The 25,489-nt window shown below is 65.8% G+C and carries 20 protein-coding genes, 1 tRNA gene and 1 riboswitch; of the genes, 14 read left to right on the forward strand and 7 right to left on the reverse strand.

Annotated elements, in window-relative coordinates:
- Positions 1-21: 21 nt before the first annotated feature.
- The 3 genes from parC to ACIGJG_RS12395 all read right to left on the reverse strand — a co-directional run bounded on the left by parC (position 22) and on the right by ACIGJG_RS12395 (position 5,287).
- Positions 22-2,364, reverse strand: coding sequence for a DNA topoisomerase IV subunit A (parC, locus tag ACIGJG_RS12385; protein ID WP_011298507.1), 2,343 nt, complete (start codon positions 2,362-2,364; stop codon positions 22-24).
- Positions 2,365-2,436: 72 nt separating this feature from the next.
- On the reverse strand, positions 2,437-3,219 hold the full coding sequence (locus ACIGJG_RS12390; protein WP_011298508.1) for a lytic transglycosylase domain-containing protein: 783 nt from the start codon (positions 3,217-3,219) through the stop codon (positions 2,437-2,439).
- A 76-nt stretch (positions 3,220-3,295) separates the two neighbouring features.
- Positions 3,296-5,287 carry a DNA topoisomerase IV subunit B gene (locus tag ACIGJG_RS12395; protein ID WP_011298509.1) on the reverse strand — a complete coding sequence of 664 codons (1,992 nt, stop codon included), beginning with the start codon at positions 5,285-5,287 and terminating at the stop codon, positions 3,296-3,298.
- A gap of 318 nt (positions 5,288-5,605) precedes the next feature.
- On the opposite strand from ACIGJG_RS12395, the gene ACIGJG_RS12400 reads away from it, so the two are divergent.
- The gene (locus ACIGJG_RS12400) at positions 5,606-6,817 is read left to right on the forward strand and encodes an MFS transporter (RefSeq protein WP_483672407.1); all 1,212 of its coding nucleotides are present in this window, start codon (positions 5,606-5,608) and stop codon (positions 6,815-6,817) included.
- Complete coding sequence (locus tag ACIGJG_RS12405) at positions 6,814-6,957, forward strand: hypothetical protein (protein ID WP_166487011.1); 144 nt, start codon at positions 6,814-6,816, stop codon at positions 6,955-6,957. The genes ACIGJG_RS12400 and ACIGJG_RS12405 overlap by 4 nt, the downstream gene beginning before the upstream one ends.
- On the opposite strand, the gene ACIGJG_RS12410 is transcribed toward ACIGJG_RS12405, so the two are convergent.
- Positions 6,954-8,882, reverse strand: coding sequence for an ATP-binding cassette domain-containing protein (locus ACIGJG_RS12410; protein ID WP_483672408.1), 1,929 nt, complete (start codon positions 8,880-8,882; stop codon positions 6,954-6,956). The two genes, ACIGJG_RS12405 and ACIGJG_RS12410, sit on opposite strands and share 4 nt — an antisense overlap.
- Positions 8,883-9,393: 511 nt before the next feature.
- Here ACIGJG_RS12410 and ACIGJG_RS12415 point away from each other — a divergent pair.
- Positions 9,394-10,329: an amino acid ABC transporter substrate-binding protein gene (locus ACIGJG_RS12415; protein WP_011298512.1), complete on the forward strand. Its 936-nt coding sequence runs from the start codon at positions 9,394-9,396 to the stop codon at positions 10,327-10,329.
- A gap of 105 nt (positions 10,330-10,434) precedes the next feature.
- Positions 10,435-11,613, forward strand: coding sequence for a benzoate/H(+) symporter BenE family transporter (locus tag ACIGJG_RS12420; RefSeq protein WP_483672409.1), 1,179 nt, complete (start codon positions 10,435-10,437; stop codon positions 11,611-11,613).
- Positions 11,614-11,642: 29 nt separating this feature from the next.
- Here ACIGJG_RS12420 and ACIGJG_RS12425 read toward each other — a convergent pair whose 3' ends face one another.
- Positions 11,643-12,149 carry a hypothetical protein gene (locus ACIGJG_RS12425; RefSeq protein ID WP_011298514.1) on the reverse strand — a complete coding sequence of 169 codons (507 nt, stop codon included), beginning with the start codon at positions 12,147-12,149 and terminating at the stop codon, positions 11,643-11,645.
- 254 nt (positions 12,150-12,403) lie between these two features.
- Here ACIGJG_RS12425 and ACIGJG_RS12430 point away from each other — a divergent pair, with 254 nt between their 5' ends.
- The 3 genes from ACIGJG_RS12430 to ACIGJG_RS12440 all read left to right on the forward strand — a co-directional run bounded on the left by ACIGJG_RS12430 (position 12,404) and on the right by ACIGJG_RS12440 (position 13,255).
- Positions 12,404-12,736, forward strand: a complete 333-nt coding sequence (locus ACIGJG_RS12430) for a DMT family transporter (protein WP_483672410.1) — start codon at positions 12,404-12,406, stop codon at positions 12,734-12,736.
- A 48-nt stretch (positions 12,737-12,784) separates the two neighbouring features.
- On the forward strand, positions 12,785-12,934 hold the full coding sequence (locus tag ACIGJG_RS12435; RefSeq protein ID WP_166487012.1) for a hypothetical protein: 150 nt from the start codon (positions 12,785-12,787) through the stop codon (positions 12,932-12,934).
- A 246-nt stretch (positions 12,935-13,180) separates the two neighbouring features.
- Positions 13,181-13,255 (forward strand) — tRNA-Arg (locus tag ACIGJG_RS12440).
- A 260-nt stretch (positions 13,256-13,515) separates the two neighbouring features.
- Here the strand turns inward: ACIGJG_RS12440 and ACIGJG_RS12445 are convergent.
- A complete protein-coding gene (locus tag ACIGJG_RS12445; RefSeq protein WP_041679672.1) occupies positions 13,516-13,986 on the reverse strand; it encodes a lecithin retinol acyltransferase family protein in 471 nt (156 codons plus the stop codon).
- A 414-nt stretch (positions 13,987-14,400) separates the two neighbouring features.
- Here ACIGJG_RS12445 and ACIGJG_RS12450 point away from each other — a divergent pair, with 414 nt between their 5' ends.
- Positions 14,401-15,180 carry a PP2C family protein-serine/threonine phosphatase gene (locus ACIGJG_RS12450; RefSeq protein WP_140951925.1) on the forward strand — a complete coding sequence of 260 codons (780 nt, stop codon included), beginning with the start codon at positions 14,401-14,403 and terminating at the stop codon, positions 15,178-15,180.
- 23 nt (positions 15,181-15,203) lie between these two features.
- Here the strand turns inward: ACIGJG_RS12450 and ACIGJG_RS12455 are convergent, their stop codons facing one another.
- Positions 15,204-16,151: a LysR substrate-binding domain-containing protein gene (locus tag ACIGJG_RS12455; protein WP_041679673.1), complete on the reverse strand. Its 948-nt coding sequence runs from the start codon at positions 16,149-16,151 to the stop codon at positions 15,204-15,206.
- A 220-nt stretch (positions 16,152-16,371) separates the two neighbouring features.
- Between ACIGJG_RS12455 and xdhA the strand changes: the two genes are divergently transcribed.
- From xdhA to ACIGJG_RS12485, 6 genes are all read left to right on the forward strand, one after another.
- Positions 16,372-17,874 (forward strand): xanthine dehydrogenase small subunit, encoded by a 1,503-nt coding sequence (gene xdhA / locus ACIGJG_RS12460; RefSeq protein WP_011298576.1) that lies wholly within the window; start codon positions 16,372-16,374, stop codon positions 17,872-17,874.
- Positions 17,875-17,886: 12 nt separating this feature from the next.
- The gene (xdhB, locus tag ACIGJG_RS12465) at positions 17,887-20,268 is read left to right on the forward strand and encodes a xanthine dehydrogenase molybdopterin binding subunit (protein ID WP_011298577.1); all 2,382 of its coding nucleotides are present in this window, start codon (positions 17,887-17,889) and stop codon (positions 20,266-20,268) included.
- A 156-nt stretch (positions 20,269-20,424) separates the two neighbouring features.
- A complete protein-coding gene (gene xdhC, locus ACIGJG_RS12470) occupies positions 20,425-21,417 on the forward strand; it encodes a xanthine dehydrogenase accessory protein XdhC (RefSeq protein ID WP_011298578.1) in 993 nt (330 codons plus the stop codon).
- Positions 21,418-21,437: 20 nt separating this feature from the next.
- Entirely contained in the window at positions 21,438-22,493 is a 1,056-nt protein-coding gene (locus ACIGJG_RS12475; protein WP_011298579.1) for an adenosine deaminase, read from the forward strand.
- Between the two features lie 61 nt (positions 22,494-22,554).
- Positions 22,555-23,877, forward strand: a complete 1,323-nt coding sequence (gene guaD, locus ACIGJG_RS12480) for a guanine deaminase (RefSeq protein ID WP_011298580.1) — start codon at positions 22,555-22,557, stop codon at positions 23,875-23,877.
- 174 nt (positions 23,878-24,051) lie between these two features.
- Positions 24,052-25,194 (forward strand): fatty acid desaturase, encoded by a 1,143-nt coding sequence (locus ACIGJG_RS12485; protein ID WP_011298581.1) that lies wholly within the window; start codon positions 24,052-24,054, stop codon positions 25,192-25,194.
- A 52-nt stretch (positions 25,195-25,246) separates the two neighbouring features.
- Positions 25,247-25,471, forward strand: a riboswitch (yybP-ykoY riboswitch).
- Positions 25,472-25,489: the final 18 nt, after the last annotated feature.

Genomic DNA, 25,489 nt, shown 5'->3' on the forward strand with positions numbered 1-25,489 from the left:
AGAAACCCGGCCGTGTCGGGGTTAGTTGCCCGACGGCGGCACAACCCTGAACGGATCGATCCGCACACCCTTCAGCTTGGTCTCCAGCGCCTTGCCCTTGCGCGCCCGCTTGCCGACATAAGGCATCAGGTTCGCCCCAGCCAGCTTCTGCGTGTCAGGCTTGCCACCTCGCGGCGTCGTGCCGGACACCACCAGCCCCGGCGCACCAACGCCAACGGCCTGCAGCAGCTTCTCCTTCGGCTCCAGCTCCATCAGGATGACGCCGCGGCCGCCGGCCGACAGCACCTTGACCTCGTCGAGCGCAACCAGCAGCAGGCGGCCGTTGCCGGACAGGCAGGCCACATGCGTGGCCTCGCTCGCGATCGGCGCGGGCGTCAGCGGTGCATCGCCGTCATCGAGCGTCAGGAACGACTTGCCGCCCTTCTGCCGGCCCGTCATGTCCGCGATCTTGGTCAGGAAGCCGTTGCCGCCCTGCGTCGCGATCAGCATGCGCTGCTCGGCGCTGCCCGCAAACGTATGCGCGATCTGGCTGCCCGGCTGAAGCTCGATCAGCGTGGTCAGCGGCACGCCGTCTCCACGGCCGCCCGGCAGGCTCGCCACGGGCACCGAATACACGCGGCCGTTGGTGCCAAAGGCCAGCAACACATCGATCGTGCGGCATTCGAATGTGTCGTACAGCGCATCGCCAGCCTTGAACGTGAACTGCTGCGCATCGTGACCATGGCCCTGGCGCGTACGCACCCAGCCCTTCTGCGACACCACGACCGTCACCGGTTCATCGACCACGCGCACCTCGGCGGCGGCGCGACGCTCTTCCTGGATCAGCGTGCGACGCGGGTCCTTGTCTTCGGGGCTGTATTGCTTGGCGTCGGTCTCGATCTCCTTGATGATGCGACGGCGCATCATGGTGTCGGACTTCAGCAGCACGTCGAGGTCGGCCTGCTCTTCGCGCAGGTCCTTGAGTTCCTTCTCGATCCGGATGGCTTCGAGCCTGGCCAGCTGACGCAGGCGGATTTCGAGGATGTCCTCGGCCTGGCGATCGCTCAGTCCAAAACGCTCCATCAGCGCAGGCTTCGGCTCGTCGCTTTCGCGGATGATGCGGATCACCTCGTCGATGTTCAGCAGCACCAGCATCCGGCCTTCGAGGATATGGATGCGGTCTTCCACCTTGCCCAGGCGATAGCGCGTGCGCCGCGTGACGGTGGCGAAGCGGAAGTCGATCCACTCGCGCAGGATGTCGCGCAGGCCCTTCTGGCGCGGACGGCCATCCGTGCCGATCATCACGAGGTTGACCGGCGCGCCCGACTCCAGGCTCGTGTGCGCGAGCAGCGTCTGGATGAATTCCTGCTGCTCGATGTTCTTGCTCTTGGGCTCGAACACGAGCCGCACCGGCGCATCCTTGCCCGATTCGTCGCGCACGGCGTCCAGCACGGCCAGCACCGAGGCCTTGAGCTGCTGCTGTTCCGGGGTCAGCGCCTTCTTGCCGGCCTTGACCTTCGGGTTGGTCAGCTCCTCGATTTCCTCCAGCACCTTCTGCGCCGACGTGGCGGGCGGCAGTTCGGTCACCACGAGCTGCCACTGGCCGCGCGCCATTTCCTCGATAGTCCAGCGCGCGCGCACCTTGAGGCTGCCGCGGCCGCTCTCGTAGATCTGGGCGATATCGGCTGCCGGCGAGATGATCTGCCCGCCGCCGGGATAGTCCGGGCCCGGCATCAGCGCGAGCAGTTCGGCCAGCGTGATGTTCGGGTTGCGGATCATCGCCACCGTGGCGCCGGCCACTTCGCGCAGGTTGTGCGGCGGTACTTCGGTCGCCATGCCCACGGCAATGCCCGACGCGCCGTTGAGCAGCACGAACGGCATGCGCGCGGGCAGCAGCTTCGGCTCTTCCATCGAGCCGTCGTAGTTGGCGATGAAGTCGACCGTACCCTGGTCGATCTCGTCGAGCAGCAGGCGTGAGATCGGGGTGAGGCGCGCTTCGGTGTAACGCATTGCCGCCGCACCGTCGCCGTCGCGCGAGCCGAAGTTGCCCTGGCCGTCAATCAGCGGATAGCGCAGCGAAAAGTCCTGTGCCAGGCGGACCAGCGCGTCATACGCCGACTGGTCACCGTGCGGGTGGTACTTGCCGAGCACGTCGCCGACCACGCGCGCGGACTTGACCGGCTTGGCGTCGGCGCGCAGGCCCATCTCGTGCATGGCGAACAGGATGCGCCGCTGCACGGGCTTCTGGCCATCCGCGACCTCGGGCAACGCGCGGCCCTTGACCACGCTGACGGCGTAGTCGAGATAAGCCCGCTCGGCGTAGCGCGCCAGCGTCAGCGAATCCGCGGGCTCTTCGGGTTGAAACGTGATGTCTTGTTGTTCCATGGATTGGCAAGAAGACGGCGCGCCATGATGTGAAGCAGGCGCGCCGGGTGGCTTGTTATTCGGGTATCTCGGTCAGGGCATGTTGCGCCGTCCGCCGATCACCATCTTTACGCGTGAAGGCCCGCCAACTGCCGCGCTGGTGCGGGTCACGACCGCACCGCCGCCGGGCTTGTAGAGCCGGTAGAACTGCAGCACGGTGCTCACGTATTGCTGCGTCTCCGGGTACGGCGGAATCCGGTTGTTGTAGCGCTGCACCGCGCCCTCGCCCGCGTTGTAGGCGGCCAGTACCAGTTCGATGTTGTCGGGGAACAGTTCCATCAGCCAGCGCAGATAGCGCACGCCGGCAGAGATATTGGTACGCGGATCGGCCAGTTTTTCCTCGACGCTGCGGCGCGCATCGCCGCTCACGCCGAAACGCGCGCCGGTATCGGGAATCACCTGCATCAGCCCGATGGCGCCCTTGGGCGATACGGCCGATGGATTGAAGCCGGACTCCACGGCCATCACGGCCTTGACCAGCGCCGGGTCGACATCCTGCTTGTCCGCGATCTGCCGGATCATCGGCTCGACCTTGGCGATATTCGGGTGATTGACGACGTAGCGGTACAGCTTGTGCTGCTCAAGGTCGCTCTTTGGCGCGGCGCTCGACTCGCGCGAAGTATCGAAGCTGCCGCCTTCCCGCATGAAAAGCTTGTAGCGCTCGTCGAGCTTGCGGTCTGCAAAGTGAGCAATGCCATCGGCATCGACGAAGCCGTAGAGTTCGGCATGCGCCGCCGGCGCGCAGGCGAGACCAGCCACCATCAGCGCGGCTGCGGCCGCCTGTTGCCATGGTTTGCGGGTCGGTCTCGTTCTCATCTTGCGTTGCGGCTTGCGGGCGAGGACGTCGAAGCGCGCATTATCCCCCAATGTCGGACGGCGTACAGACTGGCGCTCAGATGTCCGCCTCGACTTCGTTGCCCTTCTCCTCGAGCCAGCTGCGGCGCTGGGCGGCTTCGCCCTTGCCCATGAGCATGTTCATCATCTCGACGGTCTGCGGCAGGTCGTATTCGCCGAGCGCCACGGGCAGCAGGCGGCGCGTATCCGGGTTCATGGTGGTTTCCCAGAGCTGTTCGGCGCTCATTTCGCCAAGGCCCTTGAAACGGGAAATCTGCCAGCTGCCTTCCTTGACGCCGTCCTTGATCAGCTTGTCCTGGATGGCTTCGAGCTCACCTTCGTCGAGCGCATACAGCTTCTGCGCGGGCTTCTTGCCGCGCGCAGGTGCGTCGACGCGGAACAGCGGCGGGCGCGCCACGCAGACATTGCCAGCCTCGATCAGCTTCGGGAAGTGGCGGAAGAACAGCGTCAGCAGCAGCACCTGGATGTGCGCGCCATCCACGTCCGCGTCCGACAGGATGCAGATCTTGCCGTAGCGCAGGTTGGACAGGTCGGGCTCATCGTTCGCGCCGTGCGGGTCCACGCCGATCGCCACGGCGATGTCGTGCACCTCGTTGTTGGCGAACAGGCGGTCGCGCTCGGTCTCCCAGGTGTTGAGCACCTTGCCGCGCAGCGGCAGGATGGCCTGGAATTCCTTGTCGCGGCCCATCTTGGCCGAGCCGCCGGCCGAGTCGCCCTCGACCAGGAACAGCTCGTTGCGCGTGACGTCGGTCGATTCGCAGTCGGTCAGCTTGCCCGGCAGCACGGCGACGCCGGAGCCCTTCTTCTTCTCGACCTTCTGCGCGGCGCGCGTGCGTGCCTGCGCCTGGCGGATCACGAGTTCGGCCAGCTTCTTGCCGTACTCAACGTGATGGTTCAGCCACAGTTCCAGCGCCGGACGACTGAACGTCGACACCAGTCGCACCGCGTCGCGGCTGTTCAGGCGCTCCTTGATCTGGCCCTGGAATTGCGGGTCCAGCACCTTGGCCGACAGCACGAACGAGGCGCGCGCGAACACGTCCTCACTCATCAGCTTGACGCCCTTGGGCTGCAGCGCGTGCATCTCGATAAAGCTTTTGACTGCCTGGAACAGGCCTTCGCGCAGGCCGGACTCGTGCGTGCCGCCGGCCGGGGTCGGGATCAGGTTGACGTAGGACTCCCGCACGGGCGCGCCCTCTTCGGTCCAGGCCACCACCCAGGAAGCGCCTTCGCCGTCGGCGAAGCCTTCTTCGCCGGGGTTTGCGTCCGGATCGGCGAAGTGCTCGCCTTCGAACATCGGGATCACAAGCTCAGCGCCGCTGCCTTGCGCCAGCGCCTCGACCAGATAGCCCTTCAGACCCTGGTCGTACTGCCACGTCTGGGTTTCGCCAGACTTCTCGATCACCAGCGTGACCTTCACGCCCGGCAGCAGCACCGCCTTGCTGCGCAGCAGACGTTGCAGTTCAGCCTGCGGAATCGCGGCCGAATCGAAATACTTGGCGTCCGGCCAGACCTGGACGCGCGTGCCGTTCTTCTTCTCGCCGCGCTCGAGCTTGCGCGAGGTCAGCGGCGCGGTCACGTCGCCGCCCGAGAAGGTCAGCGTGGACATCATGCCGTCGCGCCAGACCGACACATCAAGCTGCGTCGACAGCGCATTAGTCACCGACACGCCCACGCCGTGCAGGCCGCCCGAAAACGCGTACGCTCCGCCCTTGCCCTTGTCGAACTTGCCGCCCGCGTGCAGCCGCGTGAACACGATCTCGACTACCGGCACGCCCTCTTCCGGGTGGATGCCGACCGGGATACCGCGGCCGTCGTCCTCCACGCTGACGCTGCCGTCGCGGTGCAGCGTGACCAGGATCTCGGAACCGAAGCCGCCCAGCGCCTCGTCGGACGCGTTGTCGATCACCTCCTGCACGATATGCAGGGGGTTGTCGGTGCGGGTGTACATGCCGGGACGCTGCTTGACCGGCTCCAGGCCCTTCAGGACCCGGATGGAAGATTCGCTGTACTGACTGGTTTTGCTCGCCATGGAGTCGCTACGAAAGTGGAGATCCCGGCCACTGCGGCGCGCATTCGTGGCTGCGCCGGGGTGCCGGGCACTGCATTGTAATGGAAGCCCGGACCGGCAATCGTGGCAAAAAGGCAGCGGCGTCAGCGCCCTTCCTTGCGGGCCGTCCGGAGCGCCTCCGGATTACCATGCCGCCCGTCCGGACTTGCGGGCAGCACCCGACGCCTTCCGGCGAGCCGGAGTAAACTCGCGCAAACCCGCTCCGGCTTCCCTATGCCGCGCCCGGGCAACACAACAAGAACACGACAGCGGCACTCCTCCGCCCGCAGCGAGCCCGATATGCAGAACCGACAACTCTCCCTGACCACCGTGCTTGTGTGCGGCGGCCTGCTCGTCACCCTTTCCATGGGTATCCGGCATGGCTTCGGCCTGTTCAACCTTCCAATCACCCAGGCCCACGGCTGGAACCGCGAGACCTTCGCCTTCGCGCTGGCGCTGCAAAACCTGATGTGGGGCGCGAGCCAGCCGTTTGCGGGTGCGCTTGCCGACAAGTTCGGCGCGCTGCGCATCATGCTTATTGGCGTGGTGCTGTACGTCGGCGGCCTCGTAGTCATGGCGCTGTCGACGAGCGGCACGGCCTTTGCGACCGGTGCGGGCGTCATGATCGGTATTGCGCAGTCGGGCACCACGTACAGCATCGTCTACGGCGTGATCGGACGCATTGCCAGCCCCGACAAGCGCGTCTGGGCCATGGGCATTGCCGCCGCGGCGGGCTCGTTCGGGCAATTCCTGATGATCCCGGCCGAGCAGACGCTGATCTCGGGCATAGGCTGGCAGAACGCGCTGTTCGTAATGGCGCTGATGGCCTGCGTCATGCTGCCGTTGGCGTTCACGCTGCGGGAACCGAAGATGACTGCGCACGACGGCGGGCATCACCAGACCATTGGCCAGGCTGTGCGCGAGGCGTTCGGCAACCGCAATTTCCAACTGCTGACGTTGGGCTACTTCGTGTGCGGCTTCCAGGTCGTGTTCATCGGCGTGCACCTGGCGCCGTACCTGAAGGACAAGGGCCTGACCGATCCGAAGATCGCCACCGTGGCGCTCGCGCTGATCGGCCTGTTCAATGTGTTCGGCACCTACACCGCCGGCGCCATGGGGCAACGCATGCCCAAGCGCTACCTGCTGTCGGCGATCTACCTGACACGCTCGGTGGTGATCGCGGGCTACCTGCTGCTGCCGCTGACGGCCGCCAGCACCTGGGTGTTCGCGGCGATGATCGGTTTCCTGTGGCTGTCGACCGTGCCCCTGACTAACGGCATCATCGCCCAGGTGTTCGGCGTGAAATACCTGTCGATGCTGTCGGGCGTGGTGTTCTTCTCGCACCAGATCGGCAGCTTCCTGGGCGCGTGGCTAGGCGGCTATCTGTATGACCGCACGGGCGGCTACACCACGGTGTGGATGATCGCGATGGCACTGGGCGTGATGGCAGCGCTGGTCAACCTGCCGATCCGCGAGCAGGCGGTCGCGCGACCGCAGCCGGCCGCGGCATGACGACCATTGCCCGCCAACGCCTGCTGCGCGCCGCCGGCCTGCTTGGGCTGGCGGCAGCGCTGGTGCTTGGGTTTATCGGGTATCTGCGGCCGTCGTTTATGGTGGACCTGACGAATATGGTGCTGGCGTGGTGTGGTTAGCCCGCCTCGCCCTTCGTCTTCGCCTCCAGCACTTCCCAGCGCTCCAGCGCCTCCAGCAGTTCCATCTCGATCTCGTCGTGCCGGGTCGCCAGTTCGGCGGCCTTGGCCGCATCGCTGACATAGAGCGAACCGTCCTCAAGCTGCGCGGCGATCGTCTTCTGTTCCGTTTCCAGCGAAGCGATCCGCTCCGGCAGCCCGTCCAGTTCACGCTGTTCCTTGTATGACAGCTTGACGGTACGGTTGGCGCCGCGCGCGTCGCGCGAATCCTTGGTCTTGGCAGCCTCGGCCGCCTTCTGCTCGGTCTTTCGCGCCGCCTGCAGCGCCGCGCTGCGCTCGGACTGCGCAACCCAGTCGGAATAGCCGCCGACCGATTCGCGCCACAAGCCGTCGCCTTCGGCGGCAATCGTCGAGGTCACCACGTTGTCGAGGAACGCCCGGTCGTGCGAGACCAGGAACACGGTGCCGCTGTAGTCCTGCAGCAGCTCTTCGAGCAGTTCCAGCGTGTCGATGTCGAGGTCGTTGGTCGGCTCGTCCAGCACCAGCACATTGGCCGGGCGCGCGAACAGGCGTGCCAGCAGCAGTCGGTTGCGCTCGCCGCCGGACAGCGACTTGACCGGGGAGCGCGCGCGCTCGGGCGCGAACAGGAAATCGCCGAGATAGCTCATCACGTGCTTGCGCTGGCCGTTGACCTCGACCCAGTCGCTGCCCGGGCTGATGGTGTCGGCCAGCGATTTCTCGAGGTCGAGCTGCGTGCGCATCTGGTCGAAGTACGCGACCTGCAGGTTGCTGCCATTGCGCACGGTGCCGCTGTCGGGCGCCAGTTCGCCGAGGATCAGGCGCAGCAGCGTGGTCTTGCCGGCGCCGTTGGGGCCGATCAGGCCGACCTTGTCGCCGCGCATGATGGTGCCGGTAAAGTCGCGCACCACGACCTTGTCGCCGTAGGATTTGTTCACGTCGATCAGCTCGGCCACGATCTTGCCGGAGCGGTCGGCCTGGGACACCTCCAGCTTGACGTTGCCCTGTGCCTCACGCCGCGCCGCGCGCTCGGAGCGCATCGCCACGAGCCGCTGGATACGCGCCACGCTGCGCGTGCGGCGTGCCTCGACGCCCTTGCGGATCCACACTTCTTCCTGCGCGAGCAGCTTGTCGAACTTGGCCTGCTCCACCTGCTCGGCGGCCAGCAGTTCTTCCTTGCGGGCCTGGTAGGCCGCAAAGTTGCCCGGGAAAGACAGCAGGCGGCCGCGGTCGAGTTCAACGATACGGGTCGCCACGCGGTCCAGGAACGCGCGGTCGTGGGTGATCAGCAGCACGCTGCCGCGGAAACCGAGCAACAGGTCTTCGAGCCAGCGGATCGCTTCCACGTCGAGGTGGTTGGTCGGCTCGTCCAGCAGCAGGATGTCCGGTTCCGCGACCAGACCCTGAGCAAGCGCCACGCGCTTCTGCAAGCCCCCGGACAGCGCACCGACGGGCGTATGCGGATCGAGCCCCAGCCGGGCCAGCGTGGTTTCCACGCGGGTGCGCAGATGCCAGGCGCCGGCGGCATCGAGCTCCGACTGCAGCCGGTGCAGTTCGGCCAGCGCGGCTTCGTCATGGCTGTCGGCCAGCCGCTCGGCGGCGGCCTCGTAACGCATCAGCAGGTCATGCGCCTGGCCCATGCCCTGCGAAACGGCATCGAACACGGTGATGCCCGGATCGAATTGCGGCTCTTGCGGCACGTAGGCCGAGGTCACGCCCGACTGGCGCGCAATCAGGCCGTCATCCGGCGCCGCCAGCCCCGCCACGATCTTCAGCAGCGAGGATTTGCCCGAGCCGTTGCGGCCAATCAGGCCGACACGCTCGCCGGCTTCCAGCGAAAAATCGGTGTGGTCGAGCAAGGCCACGTGCCCGAAAGCAAGCTGGGCATCGTTAATGGAAAACAGGGCCATGGGAGGAATGGGGCAGCGGAATTGCGGAATTGCGGAATCGGAATGGGTCGCCGGCGCCTGCGTGCACGGCGGCGACAAGGCGAAGCAGGCCGCATTGTAGACCACAGGTATGGGCAGCCGCTCCGCCGAGAGCGCGATGTACCGCCGACGCAAAAGAAAGGGCCCGCATAGCGGGCCCAAGAGTCTCTCCTCGGTGCCCTGCTCGCAAGGCACCGAGAAAGCATAACAACGGCATGCCGGTCACTCCAGTTCGGAAATATCCGTAAGGGAAAGCCCCCGTCAACTGGCCTACTGGCGCTCCGTTGCATGCGTCGCACGCCTTCACTTCAGAGAATTTGTCTGCAACTGGGCGCACATGGAACAATAGTCCGCGCAGCAGTACTGCTTCAGGGCGACAAGCCTGCCGGCAGAGCGCCTGCAGGGGGTACAGCGCGATAACGACATATCAGAGCCGCAAGGAACCAGACTTAGCGGCCGCCTTTGCTTTTCGTTCCATTTGACGGGGGTTTCCATGATCGAAACGGGTCTGCCGCGCCGGGTTTCATGCCCGAACGCTGTGCTTGTCTTGTCCTCCCTTTCCTGCGCTGCCATGCTGGCCACCGGCGCAGCTTCCGCCGGCGCTGCCACCGCGCCGGTCCTGAATCACATCCAGCAAACCGGCGTTATCCGCATTGCGCACCGCGAAAGCTCGGTACCGTTCTCGTTCGTGGCCGACGGCAAGCCGGTCGGCTATGCCGTCGACCTGTGCCTGAAGATCGCCGATGCGGTACGCACCTCGCTGCACCTGCCCGGCCTGCGCGTCGAGTGGGTCCCGGTCACGCCGGCCAACCGCATTCCCGCTATCGTCGAGGGCAAGGCGGACCTGGAATGCGGCTCGACCACCAATAACCGGGAACGGCGCGAGCAGGTGGCCTTCACCATCCCGCACTACATTGCCGGCAGCCGCATGATCGTGAAGACCGATTCCGGCATCAGCAAGTGGGCGGATCTGCGCGGCAAGACGGTCGTCTCCACGTCAGGCACCACGCCGCTGGCCATGCTGCGCAAGATGGACGAAGGCAAGGTCATGCAGTGGCGCCTGGTCGAGGCCAAGGACCACGCCCAAGCCTTTGCCATGGTGGAAGCCGGCAAGGCCGATGCCTTCGTGATGGACGACGTGCTGCTGTACGGCCTGCGCGCGAACGCCAGCCGACCGGGCGATTTCAAGGTCACCGGCGAAATGCTGACCATCGAGCCGTACGCCATCATGCTTTCCAAAAGCGACCCGGAGTTCAAGAAGCTCGTCGACAAGACGCTGATCGCCGCAGTCTACGACCAGGAAACGCCGAGGCTCTACAAGAAGTGGTTCCAGGCACCGATTCCGCCGCACGGCATCACGCTCGACATTCCGATGAGCTACCTGCTGCGCGATTCCTTCAAGTTCCCGAGCGACAAAGTGGCGGACTGAGGCGGCGGACTCGGCAGCGAAGCAGCCAGGGACAACGGGCGGCAGCACTCATGCGAAGATGTCGGCCGTGCCGCTCAGGTCTCCTTCCCGTCTCCTTCCTGACTCATGCCTGCCACCTCCCTGAAGCTGTCCGATCTTTCCGTTTCCGCGCTCGTTGCGGGCCTGATTGCCACGCTGACCGGCTACACCAGCTCTCTCGTGCTGATGATCCAGGCCGGGCAGGCTGCGCACTTGAGCAGTGCGCAGATCTCGTCCTGGCTGTGGGCACTGTCGATCGGCATGGGCGTGACCACGATCGGGCTGTCGCTGGCCATGCGCGTGCCCGTGGTGGTGGCATGGTCCACGCCCGGCGCCGCACTGCTGATCGCGAGCCTGCCGGGCGGTCCCTATGCGGAAGCGATCGGTGCCTTCCTGATGGCGGCGCTGCTGATGACCGCCGCCGGGCTGACCGGCTGGTTCGACAAGCTGATGCGGGCGCTGCCGGCGAGCATTGCATCGGCGCTGCTTGCCGGCATCCTGTTCCGGATCAGCGTGGATGTGTTCGTACAGGCGCAGGACCAGACGCTGCTGATGCTGGCGATGTTCGCCGCCTATCTCGCTGGCCGGCGCTGGTGGCCACGCTACGCGGTGCCCGGTGTGCTGCTGGTTGGCGTGGCACTGGCCGGCACGCTGGGCCAGTTGCACTTTGAAGGATTCCACCTGGCGGTGGCGGTACCGGTCTGGACTACGCCGGCATTCTCGTTCCAGGCCTTTGTCAGCATCGCCATTCCGTTGTTCATCGTGGCGCTGGCCTCGCAGAACATTCCCGGCCTGGCGGTACTGCGCGCGGACGGCTACCACGTGCCGGCATCGCCGCTGATTACCGTCACGGGCTTCGCCTCGGCCGTGCTGGCGCCGTTCGGCTCGCACGGCATCAACCTGGCCGCCATCACGGCCGCCATCTGCACCGGGCCGCAGGCCGACGCCGACCCGGCACGGCGCTACACCGCTGCCGTGGTCTGCGGCGTGGGATATCTGTTGGCCGGCATCCTCGCGGCCAGCATTGCCGCGCTGTTCGCGGCCTTCCCCAAAGCCGTGGTGGTGGCGCTGGCTGCGTTCGCGCTGCTCGGATCGATCGCCAATGGACTGACCGTGGCCATGCAGACGCCGGACGAGCGTGAAGCCGCGCTGATCACTTTCATGATCACCGCGTCCGGCATGACGCTGGCCGGCGTGGGCTCGGCCTTCTGGGGCGTGGTGGGCGGCATGCTGACGCTGCTGGTGCTGCGCCGCAAGGCCGCCTGACGACCCCTGACCGGTCAGCGGCTAATGGACTAGAGCAGCAGGAAGCCGATATCGCGAGACCGGACCTCTTCGAGCGCTACGCCCTTGCGGCGCTGGAACAGCACGTGCTGGAGCACGCGGTCGCGGTGCTCGCAGAATGTGGCGGTGTCGAAGCGCAGCGCCGCGGTGCCGTAGTGCTCAGCCAGTAGTTTGTAGACGCGATGGCGCACCAGCAGCATCTCGTTCTCTGTCTGCAGCCGGCCCATCTCGGCCGCATGCTCCTCCTCGAGCTGGCGCATGCTGACCACCACGCGCGCGTGCATGCCCCGGTAGCGGTCGACTTCCGCGTGGGCCTTGCGCAATTCTTCGCGCAGCGCCCGGACTTCCTGCATCAGCTTGAGATTGCTTTGCACGCCGCGGTGGATGCGGCTCGCCTCCTCAAGCGCGTAATCCGCCACCGCGATCGTGTTTTGCCAGACGCCCGATTCGTCAGCCTCCGCGGCTGCCATGCGTGTGGCGGGCCAGACGGTAGCTCCGTCAATGCCTTGATTGCTCATACTGCTCCCCCAAAAGCCGGAAAGAAAAACGCCCGCCGCCGTACGTTGTTGTGGATTGCCGGCCTGGTCGGGTACTGCCGAAACTGCCTTGGCAGTGGGCCAATGTATCGCACACCGCACACTATCATTCAAGACTGCCACGCCACTTTGCACAACCACCGCAAGGGAGGGCATAACGTTTCACCAAAGCGCCGCTTACGCTACATTGCCGCCTGCCGTCTGTCCTTCCACCCCTTCGCCATCGCGTTTCGCCTATGAACGGATACCTGCTCCTTGCCCTGGCCATCGTTGCCGAGGTCATCGCCACCAGTAGCCTCAAGGCCGCCGAGAACTTCACGCGCCTGCTGCCCAGCATCCTCGTGGTAGCGGGCTATGCCTGCGTCTTCTATCTGCTCATGCTGGTCATGAAGACCGTACCAGTGGGCGTCGCTTATGCCATCTGGAGCGGCGCGGGCATCGTCCTGGTCACGCTGATCGCCATGGTGCTGTACCGCCAGGTACCCGACCTCGCCGCCTGCGCCGGCATTGGCCTGATCATCGCCGGTGTGGCGGTGATCCAGCTATTCTCGAAAACCAGCGGGCATTGACAACGGTGCGGCCTAGAATGGATGTGGTTCCTGCCACGGGAGACCGCCATGCTTACCGCCCTGCTCCTCGCCGCAATCATCGTCGCGCTGTACATCCTGGCTGTTCGCGCCGAGTTTTTCCATAAATCGCCGTTCTATCCGGAGCATGAACATCCGGTGCAGTACTGGTGGAACCGGTTGGTGCATCACAAGAAATAGCTGGCGAATCTGACGCGGTGGCAAACAGCCATCGCGTCGAGCGGTGCCGCACGGCTTGTACAGGCAACCGCCAATCCGGACCTTTCCGCAGCCGCTTGTCGCCGGGCGCGCTGCGTCTGGCGCTTGCGCGCCTCCACCCCTTCCTCTTTCCCCCAAAACGCCTCCGGCGGGAGGATTTTGATATACTCCGGCCCGTCTTCAGGATCACCGCTGCCCCGCGGAACGACGGTCCTGACAGCTCTGTCCCTCGCCGTAGTTCAATGGATAGAACGAGCGCCTCCTAAGCGCTAGATACAGGTTCGATTCCTGTCGGCGGGACCATCTACTTCCATCTTCCCGCCCCCGATTCAGTGCATCACCGCCGCCGGCACTCGCCTGTTACCGGTGACCGCCCCTGCGAAGCGAGTCGCGCGCGACGCGGCTCATGGCGCCCGGCCCTGACGCCGGCATGGCGGCCTCTGGCTGCGGCGACGGCGGGCTGGCCGTTGCGGTGGCTCTGGCGGCCGCTATAGACGGCGCAATCTGCTCTGACGATCAGTCCGGACATGGCTGGCTCCTTCGTGTTCTGAATGGAAAACGTTTCAGGCGGTTCGCAGGCTGACCTGCAGGAAACTGGCGCAGAGCCGTAGCATCGTCTGCAGCGCGGCGCGCGGATGGCGCAGGCCGGCTTCCACCTGCTCGCTGCGGCTTTCGCCGGACAGGCACCATGAGCAGAAGTGCTCGCAGTTGTTGGAGAACAGGCAGTAGCGGTTCTCGCCCAGACGCGACCGCGCACGCGACACCGCCTCGAGGCCGACAAAGCGGGCACACGGTTCCAGGCGGATGGCGACGGCACGGCCCGCGGCAAATGCCGCCAGGCTGATTTCCTCGACCGGCCCGGTCTGCAGCGCGCGGGCGAAGCCGGCATAGTGGATCACGCGGCCGTGGCCGGCATAGATGCCGTGATGCACATAGCCCTGGCGTCCCGTCACCAAATGGGCGCCCAGCGGCAAGTCGGCGTCATGGCTCGCGCCGTCGCGGCGTTCGTCTTGTTGTGCGGGCTGGTGTGGCATGGCTGTCTCGGGTGTCTGGTGGCGGCAGTCATTGCTGCGTGGTTGCCAGACCTCTGCATGCGCCATGCCAGGACATCGATTTCCCTGCCAGGACCAGCGTTTACGGGAAAGCGGCGCTGTCGGATCTGGGGAAACTGTTGCCGAATGACCAACGTCATCACCGACATTCTGTTGGTTAGCCACCACCATTGCGCCGTTCCACCGTCGCTCGGATCGACACCCATGAGCCGGCGCCAACTTGCAGATAACACCCGCCACTGCGAACTTCCCGGGTCGACGCGTCCCTGACGAGCGGCAGGACCACGGTGATCAACTTTTACGAGACGAAGAACAACTTCTATGCTGGTCAGATGAACAACGCGTTCCAGACATGGAATCCGGAAACGACCCGATTTCACGCGGAAGGAGGGTATCTTGACTGGCGTGACGCAATTCCGCTGGGCTTCGGCAGCCTGCACCGACGTTGGGCGCGTACGCGAGCGCAATGAGGACGCTTGCCTGGATCTGCCGGACCTCGGGATCTGGGTCGTGGCCGATGGCATGGGGGGCCATGCCGTCGGCGATTTCGCGAGCCAGGCCGTCACGCAAGCGCTGGCGGCGCTTCCGCCCCGGTCAACGCTGGAAGAACGGCTCGCCGACGTCGGCGCCGCGCTGCAGGACGTCAACCGCGCGCTGATTGCCGAAGCCGCACGCCTGCAGGTACGGTGCGTGGGCACCACCGTCGTGGCGCTGGCCACCGGCGACCGCCGTTGCGGCTACCTGTGGGCCGGCGACAGCCGTCTCTACCGGCTGCGCGCCGGGCACTTGCAGCGCCTGACCCGAGACCACAGCCAGGTGGAACGGCTGCTGGCACGCGGCCTCATCACCGCCGAAGAAGCGCGACATCATCCGGCGCACAACACCATCACGCGTGCCGTTGGCGCGGCCGATACGTTATTGCCCGAGCAACTGTTCGTCGATGTCGCCGACGGCGACGTGTTCCTGCTTTGCAGCGATGGGCTGAGCAACGAGGTCGAGGACGACACCATCGCATCCGTGCTTGCCGCAGGGGGCGACCTGAACGCCATTGCACAGACACTGGTAAAGACAGCGCTGGACCACGGCGGGCACGACAACGTCACCGTGGTGGTGGTGCGGGCAGAAGACCCATATGGGTCAGATATGACGCTGGTAAATCCGGAAGTCGAGGGGTAATACCACACCAAAGGCAGCCACCTCTATCCCGCCTCCGCCTCCAACCTCGGCAACTGCGGCAAATCCGTCGCCACCTCCGCGATCATCCTCCGCATCCACATCACATCCGGGGCCGCATGGCACCGCTCATGCCAGAGCTGGTAGAACCGCATGCGCGGGAACGTCACCGGAGACGGCACCATCCGGATCGGCAAATACTGCGCATAGTGCGCAGCAAACTGGCGGCCGGTGGTGAACACCATATCGGTTTTCATCAGCACATACGGCACCAGCCCAAAGTACGGTAGCGTCACCTGGATATTGCGCTTGTACCCCTGCTCGGCGAGCGCCTGATCGATCATGCTGCGTTGCATCGAAGCATAGGGCGCAGGTGCCAGATGAGGCATCTCCAGGTAGTGCTTCAGCGTCAGGCCTTTGCGCGCCAGCGGATGCTGGGCACCGAGCATGCAAACCACCTCGTCATCAAATAACGGCGAGATATGCAGATGCTCGGGCGGCGACAGCCAGTTGCCAATGACGATGTCGAGCTGCCCCTGCTCCAGGTCCTCCAGAAAGTCGCTCGACGACGTCATAGGATGTACGAACAGCTTGGCGCCGGGCGCCAGCCGGCGCACGCGCTCGACGATGTTTGGCAGGAAGAAGGCATCCAGGTAATCCGGGGCGCCAAGGTGAAACGTCCGCGTGGTCGTGGCCGGATCGAACTGCTGCGGAGGACGCGCGATACGGTCCATCGCCGCCAGGCTCTGCTCGGCCAGCTCCAGCAATTCCCGCCCCCGTTCGGTTGGCACCATGCCGCTTTTGCCCCGCACCAAGATGGCGTCGCCGGTGATCTCGCGCAGGCGCTTTAGCGTATTGCTGATGGCCGGCTGCGACTGGCCCAGGCGCACAGCCGTGCGCGTCACGCTCTGCTCGGTCAGCAGGGTGTGGAGCACCCGCAGCAAATAGGTATCGAGATGGTCGCGTCCGTGCATGGCAATAGGGGCCCTGCCGGCGTGCGGCCGGGAGGCTGGCGTGGGGGAAGGGAACGGCGCATAGTGTATGTCACGCAACCCGCCATTGGTCAATCCGCCGTGATAAGGGGACAGCGGAACCCCATGGACGGGCATCCTGATGGGGCATATCACCTGGGCCGAATATTGCATGAAACGCGCCGGTGCTATGTTTCCGCCATCACAGAACGAGATGAAGACCATGGAGACGCAAACCATCCGCTTTTTCCACCGCGGCCAGGTCAGGGAAGTATCCGACGCCCCCGTTACCAGGACCGTGCTGCAGTACCTGCGAGAGGACGCGCGCTGCACCGGCACCAAGGAAGGCTGCGCTGAAGGCGACTGCGGCGCCTGCACCGTCGTGATCGGCGAGCTGCAGGACGGCGGCGATGTCGAATTCAAGGCCGTCAATGCCTGTATCCAGTTCCTGCCCACGCTCGACGGCAAGGCGCTGATCACCGTCGAGGATCTGCGCCAGGCCGACGGCGCCCTGCACCCAGTGCAGGAAGCCCTGGTCGAGTGCCACGGTTCGCAATGCGGCTTCTGCACGCCCGGCTTCGTCATGTCGCTGTGGGCGCTGTACCAGCAGCACACCCCGGGCGGCGAAGCGCCGACGCGCCAGACCATCTGCGACGCGCTGACCGGCAACCTGTGCCGCTGCACTGGCTACCGCCCGATCATCGACGCCGGCGAGCGCATGATGGCCCTGCCTGCGCCGCACGCGAGCAAGCTCAACCCGAAGCAGATCGCCGACACGCTGCGCAATCTCAAGCGCGGCGAGACCTTCCGCTACAGCGCGAAGGGCCAGAACTTCTTCGCGCCACGCACCGCGGCCGAGTTCGGCGCAATCAAGGCGGCCGAGCCCGGCATCCGCATCCTTGCCGGCAGCACGGACGTGGGCCTGTGGGTCACCAAGCAGTTCCGCGAACTCGGCAACCTGCTCTATATCGGCCAGGTCGAAGACCTTCAATCGATCGAAGAGCGCGACGGCATGATCGAGATCGGCGCCGGCGTGACGCTCGAGAAGGCCTACGCTGCGCTGACCGCCGCGCACCCCGAACTCGAAGAGATGTGGAAGCGCTTCGCCTCGCTGCCGATCCGCAATGCGGGCACGCTTGGCGGCAATATCGCCAACGGCTCGCCGATCGGCGATTCGATGCCGGCGCTGATCGCGCTCGGCGCCGAAGTGGTACTCCAGCTCGGCGCGACGCGCCGTACGCTGCCGCTCGAAGACCTGTACCTTGCGTACCAGAAGACGGCCATGGTGGAAGGCGAGTTCGTCGCAGCGCTGCGCGTACCCGTCAAGGGCCCGCAGCACTTCAGGACCTACAAGCTGTCCAAACGCTTTGACGAGGATATTTCGGCCGTGTGCGCGGCATTCGCGATCACAGTGGAGAACGACGTGATCACGCAGGCACGCGTCGCGTTCGGCGGCATGGCCGCCACACCGAAGCGCGGCGCGGCCACCGAAGCTGCATTGATCGGCCAGCCGTGGAACGAAGCCACCGTGCGCGCCGGCATGGCCGCGCTGTCGCAGGATTACACACCGCTGTCCGATATGCGTTCGACCGCCTCGTACCGCACCCGCGGGGCGGCCAACCTGCTGTACCGCTTCTGGCTGGAGACGCGCGCCGATGCGCTGCCCGCATCCGCTGTCAACGTCCGCGCGCCTGGCGCTGGCGCCACTGCAACCGTCACGGCCTGAGGAGAGATCGGCATGAACAAGCAAACCGAACCGTTCCTGCTCGACGCCAGCGTGGCCGACGAGGCCGTGCCCCAGGTCGGCATCTCGCGTCCGCATGAATCGGCGCACCTGCACGTGGCAGGCACCGCCACCTATACCGACGATATTCCCGAGCTCGCCGGCACGCTGCACGCGGCGCTCGGCATGAGCAGCCGCGCCCATGCGCGCATCAAATCCATCTCGCTCGACAAGGTGCGCACCGCGCCCGGCGTGGTGGACGTGCTGACCGTGGATGACATTCCCGGCGTCAACGACTGCGGCCCGATCATCCACGACGACCCGATCCTGGTGCGCGACGTGGTGCAGTTTATCGGCCAGCCGATCTTCGTGGTGGTTGCCACGTCGCATGACGCGGCACGCCGCGCTGCCCGCCTGGGCGTGATTGAATACGAAGACCTGCCACCGGTACTCTCGCCGGAGGCCGCGCACGAGGCCGGCAGCTACGTGCTGCCGCCGATGCACCTGACCCGGGGCGAGCCGCAACAGCATCTGGCAGCCGCCGCGCACCGCGATGCGGGCAAGATCCGCCTCGGCGGACAGGAGCAGTTCTATCTGGAAGGCCAGATCGCCTACGCCGCGCCGCGCGAAAACGACGGCATGCACGTGTGGTGCTCGACCCAGCACCCGACCGAGATGCAGCACGCCGTGGCCCATATGCTCGGCTGGCACGCGCACCAGGTGCTGGTGGAATGCCGCCGCATGGGCGGCGGCTTCGGCGGCAAGGAATCGCAGTCGGCCATGTTCGCGTGCTGCGCATCGCTGGCGGCATGGAAGCTCATGTGCCCGGTCAAGCTGCGTCCGGACCGCGACGACGACATGATGATCACCGGCAAGCGCCACGACTTCGTGTTCGATTTCGACGTCGGTCATGACACTGATGGCCGCATCGAAGGCGTGCAGATCGAGATGGTGTCGCGCGCCGGCTTCTCGGCCGACCTGTCGGGCCCGGTGATGACGCGCGCGATCTGCCACTTCGACAATGCCTACTGGCTGCCGAACGTGCAGATCGACGGCTACTGCGGCAAGACGAATACGCAGAGCAATACCGCATTCCGCGGCTTCGGCGGCCCGCAGGGCGCGTTCGCGATCGAGTACATCCTCGACAACGTGGCACGCAATGTCGGCAAGGATTCGCTCGATGTGCGCCGCGCCAACTTCTATGGCAAGACCGAGCGCAACGTCACGCCGTATGGCCAGACCGTGGAAGACAATGTCATCCACGAACTGATCGACGAACTCGTGGCCACCAGCGAATACCGTGGGCGCCGCGAGGCCACGCGTGCGTTCAATGCGACGAGCCCAATCCTCAAGAAGGGCATCGCGATCACGCCGGTGAAGTTCGGCATCTCGTTCAACGTGGCGCACTACAACCAGGCCGGCGCGCTCGTGCACGTGTACAACGACGGCTCGGTGCTGGTGAATCACGGCGGCACCGAAATGGGCCAGGGCCTGAACACCAAGGTTGCGATGGTGGTGGCGCACGAGCTCGGTATCCGCATGGAACGCGTACGCGTGACCGCAACGGATACCAGCAAGGTGGCCAACACCTCGGCGACTGCGGCATCGACCGGCGCTGACCTGAACGGCAAGGCCGCGCAGGACGCCGCGCGCCAGATTCGCGAGCGCCTGGCCGAGTTTGCCGCGCGCAAGGCCGGCGTGACGCCTGACAGCGTGCGCTTCAACGACGATCTCGTGATCGCCGGCGAGCTGCGCGTGCCATTCGGCGAACTGGCCCGCGAAGCGTACCTGGCACGCGTGCAGCTCTGGTCGGACGGCTTCTACACGACGCCGAAGCTGCATTGGGACCAGAAGAAGCTGCAGGGCCGCCCGTTCTACTACTTTGCCTACGGTGCGGCGTGCTCCGAGGTGCTGGTCGACACGCTGACCGGCGAATGGAAGCTGCTGCGCGCCGACGCGCTGCACGATGCAGGCAAGTCGCTGAACCCGGCCATCGATATCGGCCAGGTCGAAGGCGCCTTCATCCAGGGCATGGGCTGGCTGACGACCGAGGAACTGTGGTGGAACAAGGACGGCAAGCTGATGACGCATGCGCCGTCCACCTACAAGATCCCGACGATCAACGACTGCCCTGAAGACTTCAACGTGCGCCTGTTCCAGAACCGGAACGTGGAAGACAGCATCCACCGCTCCAAGGCTGTGGGCGAACCGCCGCTGCTGCTGCCGTTCTCGGTGTTCTTCGCGATCCGCGACGCGATCGCGGCCGTGGCTGACTACCAGGTCAACCCGCCGCTGCGCGCGCCGGCTACCAGCGAAGCCATCCTGGACGCGGTGGAAGCAGTACGCGCGACATGCGCGGCGAGCGCGGTCGGCGAAACCGCCGCACAGCCGGCCTGACGCGCGCGCCTGCCGGGCCTGCCGGACTTTCCCCCCTGTTCCGCTCTTGGCGGATCAGGGGCCGGCCGCCCGCGCAGGTGCGCGCCACCCCCGGCGCAAACAGCAAGACAGACAACGAGACCGGCAACAGCCGGCCTAACTGACCAAAGGCCCGACATGCAGGATGCACCGCTCAAACCCTTCCGCTTCGCCGACGCCGCGCGCATGGTGCGCACGGGCGTGCCGGTGGCGATGGTCACCATCGTCGAAGTCAAGGGCTCCGCGCCACGCGAGGCAGGTATCCGCATGCTGGTCAGCGCCAACGATCTGGTCGGCACCATTGGCGGCGGGCATCTCGAATGGCGCGGCATGGATATCGCGCGCGCCATGCTGAACGAGGGCAAGGAACAGCGCCGCATCGAGCGCATTCCATTGGGCCCGGCGCTGGGACAGTGCTGCGGCGGCGTGGTGCAACTGGCGTTTGAAGTGCTCGGGCCGGACGATCTGCACTGGCTGGATGCCGTGGAGGCCGCTTTTGCCGCGGGCAAGTCGCTGGAACGCACGGTGCCGGTTCGCGGTGCCGTCACCGCGACGGAAAGCCGTGCGGTGATCGCGTCGGTCACGCTGGAAGCGGATGGCGCCTGGACCGACACGCTGGTTCCCGACGACATGCATGTGGTGCTGTTCGGCGCGGGCCACGTCGGCCATGCGCTGGTCAAGGTGCTGGCCAATCTGCCCTGCCGTGTGCACTGGGTCGACGAACGCGACACGCTGTTCCCGGCCGGACTGCCCGATAACGTCGAGCCCGAGGCCAGCGATACGCCGGAAGCCGTGGTAGCGCAGGCGCCCGCAGGCAGCTATTTTCTCGTCATGACGCACAGCCACGCGCTCGACCAGACCTTGTGCGAGGAGATCTTCCGGCGCACGGACTTTGCGTATTTCGGCCTGATCGGCTCCAAGACCAAGCGCGCGCGCTTCGAACACCGGCTGGCGGACCACGGCGTCGACCCGGCCCGGTTTCCGGAAATGACTTGCCCGATGGGGGTATCAGGGATCACAGACAAGGCACCGGCTATGATTGCGGTAGCCATCGTCGCCCAGTTGCTGCAGGTCCGCGACCAGCGCCTCGCCGCGCTGCACGCGAGCCACGGGGAGACGGTGCATCCGTAACCACAAGACCGAGGCCCCACATGACCATCGATGCCGCGCTGGCGGACAAGATCCGCCGTACTCCCAAGGCAGAACTGCACGTGCATATCGAAGGCACGCTCGAACCCGAGCTGATCTTCCGGCTGGCCCAGCGCAACCACGTGAACCTGCCCTACCCCAGCGTCGAGGCTCTGCGCGCGGCCTATGCGTTCACCGACCTGCAGTCGTTCCTGGACATCTACTACGCCGGTGCCAGTGTGCTGCTGACCGAAGAGGATTTCTTCGACATGACCATGGACTACGTCAAGCGCGCCGTCGCCGACAATGTCCGCCATGCCGAGATCTTCTTCGATCCGCAGACCCATACGGCTCGCGGCGTGCCAATCGGCACCGTGATCGACGGCATTTCCGATGCACTGGCCCAGGCGCGCACCGAATATGATTTCTCGAGCAGCCTGATCCTCTGCTTCCTGCGCCATTTGTCGGAAGAAGACGCGTTCGCCACGCTGGAAGCCGCGCTGCCGTACCGGGACCGCTTTGTCGGCGTCGGGCTGGATTCGTCGGAGAAGGGCAACCCGCCCGAAAAGTTTGCACGCGTATTCACTCGTGCCCGCGAACTCGGCCTGCACCTGGTGGCCCATGCCGGCGAGGAAGGCCCCGCCCAGTACGTCACCGATGCGCTGGACATCCTCAAGGTCGAACGTATCGATCACGGCGTACGTTCGATCGACGATGCCGCGCTGATCGAGCGCCTGGCGCGCGAACGCGTGGCGCTGACCGTGTGCCCGCTTTCGAACCAGAAGCTCAAGGTGCATCCGGACCTGAGCGAGCATCCGCTCAAGCGCATGCTCGATGCCGGCGTTGCGATCACGCTGCATTCGGACGACCCGGCCTACTTCGGCGGCTACATGAACGCCAACTGGGAAGCCACGTTCGCAGCGCTGCCGCTCGACGCCGCCGATGCGCACAAGCTGGCGCGCAATAGTTTTGAAGCGGCCTTCCTGCCCCCGATGCAGAAGGCCGAGTTCCTGGCGGAGGTCGACCACTTCTGGTCGGCCACGCCGACGTCCCCGCCTGCCACGGCCCCCGCGGCCTGAGCGGCACATACCAATGGCCTGGCCCTGCGCGTGCGCGCCGGCCTGGCCCGAGAGACAGACCATGACGACCACTCCTCCGACTCCGTCCATTACTCGCGCGATCCGCGGCCGCGTGCTGCATTTCCTGCACGACCCGCAGTTCCATGAGGACGCCTATCAGTATTGGGAGGATGGTCTGCTGCTCGTCACCGCTGGCCGCATCGTCGCGGCCGGCGACTACACGTCGCTCGCGTCGCGCATTCCGGCCGATGCCGAGGTGATCGACCACCGCGGCAAGCTGATCGTGCCGGGCTTTATCGACACGCACGTGCACTACCCGCAGACCGACATCATCGCGTCGCCGTCGCCGGGCCTGCTGCACTGGCTGGACACCTACACCTTCCCCGAGGAACGTCGCTTCGCCGAGCCTGAATACGCGCGCGCGGTCGCCGGCTTCTTCACCGACGAACTGCTGCGCAACGGCACCACCAGCGCGGTGGTCTGGAGCACGGTGCACAAGGCTTCAGCCGACGCACTGTTTGCCGAGAGCGAACAGCGCAACCTGCGCATGATCACCGGCAAGGTGATGATGGACCGCAACTGTCCCGAGTTCCTGCGCGATACCGCTGAAACCGGCGCGCGCGATTCCGCCGACCTGCTGTCGCGCTGGCATAACAAGGGCCGCCTCGCCTACGCCATCACGCCGCGCTTCGCGCCGACGTCGACCGAAGCGCAGCTCGCCGCCTGCGGCGAACTGGCCAAGGCCTATCCGGACGCATTCATCCAGACCCACGTCGCAGAGAACCGCGACGAAGTGAAATGGGTGGCCGAACTGTTCCCGGACGCGCGGAGCTACCTGGACGTCTACGACCGCTACGGCCTGCTGCGCCCCGGCGCGTTCTACGGCCATGCGATCTACCTGGACCAGGACGACCGCCGCCGCCTGGCCGACAGCGGCGCCGCCGTCGCGCACTGCCCGACGTCGAACCTGTTCCTCGGCAGCGGCTTCTACGACTTCCACCAGTCGGACGCCAACCGCCTGAACGTGACGCTGGCGACCGACGTCGGCGGCGGCACCTCGTTCTCGATGTTCCGCACCATGAACGCCGCGCACAAGGTCGCGCGCATGGGCGGCTACCACCTGACCGCGCTGCGCATGTTTTACCTGGCCACGCGCGCGGCCGCCGAAGCGCTGGGCTGGTCCAACCGCATCGGCAGCTTCAGCGAGGGCTGCGAGGCCGACTTCATCGTGCTGGATCCGCAGGCCACGCCGCTGATCGCGCGTCGCAGCGGCCGCTCGGAGACGCTCGAAGAGCAATTGTTCGCATTCGCCATGCTCGGCGATGACCGGGTCATCGACAGTGTCTATGTGATGGGCGAGGCGGTACAGGTACCGGTCGTGTGACGCCCTCCATACCTGTGGCCGCCACTCGTGCGGCCGCGATGGGTTAATACCCGGGAGCGCTCCGGCGCGGCTTGACGGTGGTCAAGACTCGTAACGGCAAAGCCCTCTAACCTTTGCGGTTCCGTTGCAGGCCTTGCGAGGCCGACCCGCAACGCCAGCAACCTGAAGGTTTCCATGACCACCACCGCTGCCACGCATCCCGAGGTACCGCTGCACGCACCGGCGCCTGCCAACCAGCCGTTTCCCGAACCGATTTCCCCAGACCAGCCGCTGCCATCCCGCAAAATCATCCGCGGCTGGCTGATTCCGCTAGGCCAGCGCAGCACGCCGCGCGCGCTGGCGCTGTTCGCCTTCGACTACCTGCTGTTCGCGGCCACGCTGGCGGGCGTCGTGCTGGCCCCGCACTGGGCCGCCAAGGTGGGCCTCGGCGTAGTGGCGGGCCTGATCATCGCGCGCCTGTTCATCATCGGCCACGACGCCTGCCACCAGAGCCTGACGCCGCGCCGCGGCCTGAACAAATGGCTGGGCCGGCTGACGTTCCTGCCGTCGCTGACGCCCTACAGCCTGTGGGAAGTCGGCCACAACGTGGTCCACCACGGCTACACCAACCTGAAGGGCTTCGACTTCGTCTGGGCGCCGTATTCGCTCGAAGAGTTCCAGGCGCTGCCGCGCTGGCGCCGCGTGATGGAGCGCATCTACCGCACCGGCTTCGGTCCAGGCCTGTACTACCTGGTCGAGATCTGGTGGTGCAAGCTGTTCTTCCCGAACAAGCGCCAGATGGCCACGCGCCGTCCGATCTTCATGGCCGATTGCACGCTGGTGGCCACGTTCGGCGCCGCGTGGATCGGTGCGCTGATCTGGGCCGCTTTTGCCACCGGGCAATCGGCATGGATGATGGTCGGCGCCGGCTTCGTGCTGCCTTTCCTGGTCTGGAACGTGACCGTCGGCTTCGTGCTGTACGTGCACCACACCCACACCAGCGTGGCGTGGTACGACACCAAGTCGATGTGGGCCAAGGCCCAGCCGTTCGTCTCGACGACCGTGCACCTGCGTTTCCGCCATGGCATCGGCGCCGCGCTGCATCACATCATGGAACACACCGCACACCACGTGGACATGAGCGTGCCGCTGTACCGCCTGAAGCGCGCGCAGGCGCTGCTCGAACATGCGCTGCCGGGCCGCATCATCATCGAGAATTTCTCGTGGCGCTGGTACTTCGACACCGCACGCCGTTGCAAGCTGTACGACTTCAAGGCCCTGTGCTGGACCGACTTCCGCGGTCGCCAGACCAGCGAGCAGTCCCCCGTGCCGGCCTGACACGGCACATTTTCCCGGGCGGTGGACGCTCACCGCCCCCGCCGCTATAATCGCGGCTTCCATTGGGGAGTAGCCGCCCTGCTCTCACCGCGCCGCGCAATGCGGCAACCGGAAGACAGGGGCGTACGTCAACAGACTTGACCGCTTGCGGTTATGGCGTGCGCAGCTCCGGACCCGGCTGGCCATCAGGCCCAGACCGATCCAAGGCCTGGCGAGACCGATGACCATACCTTTCTGGCCGGGCCGGGAAAGGTGTGCGTCATTGGCATCTCGCGATGCATGCGGCCCGGGTTAC

Source organism: Cupriavidus sp. C1SS-2L (assembly GCF_057073735.1).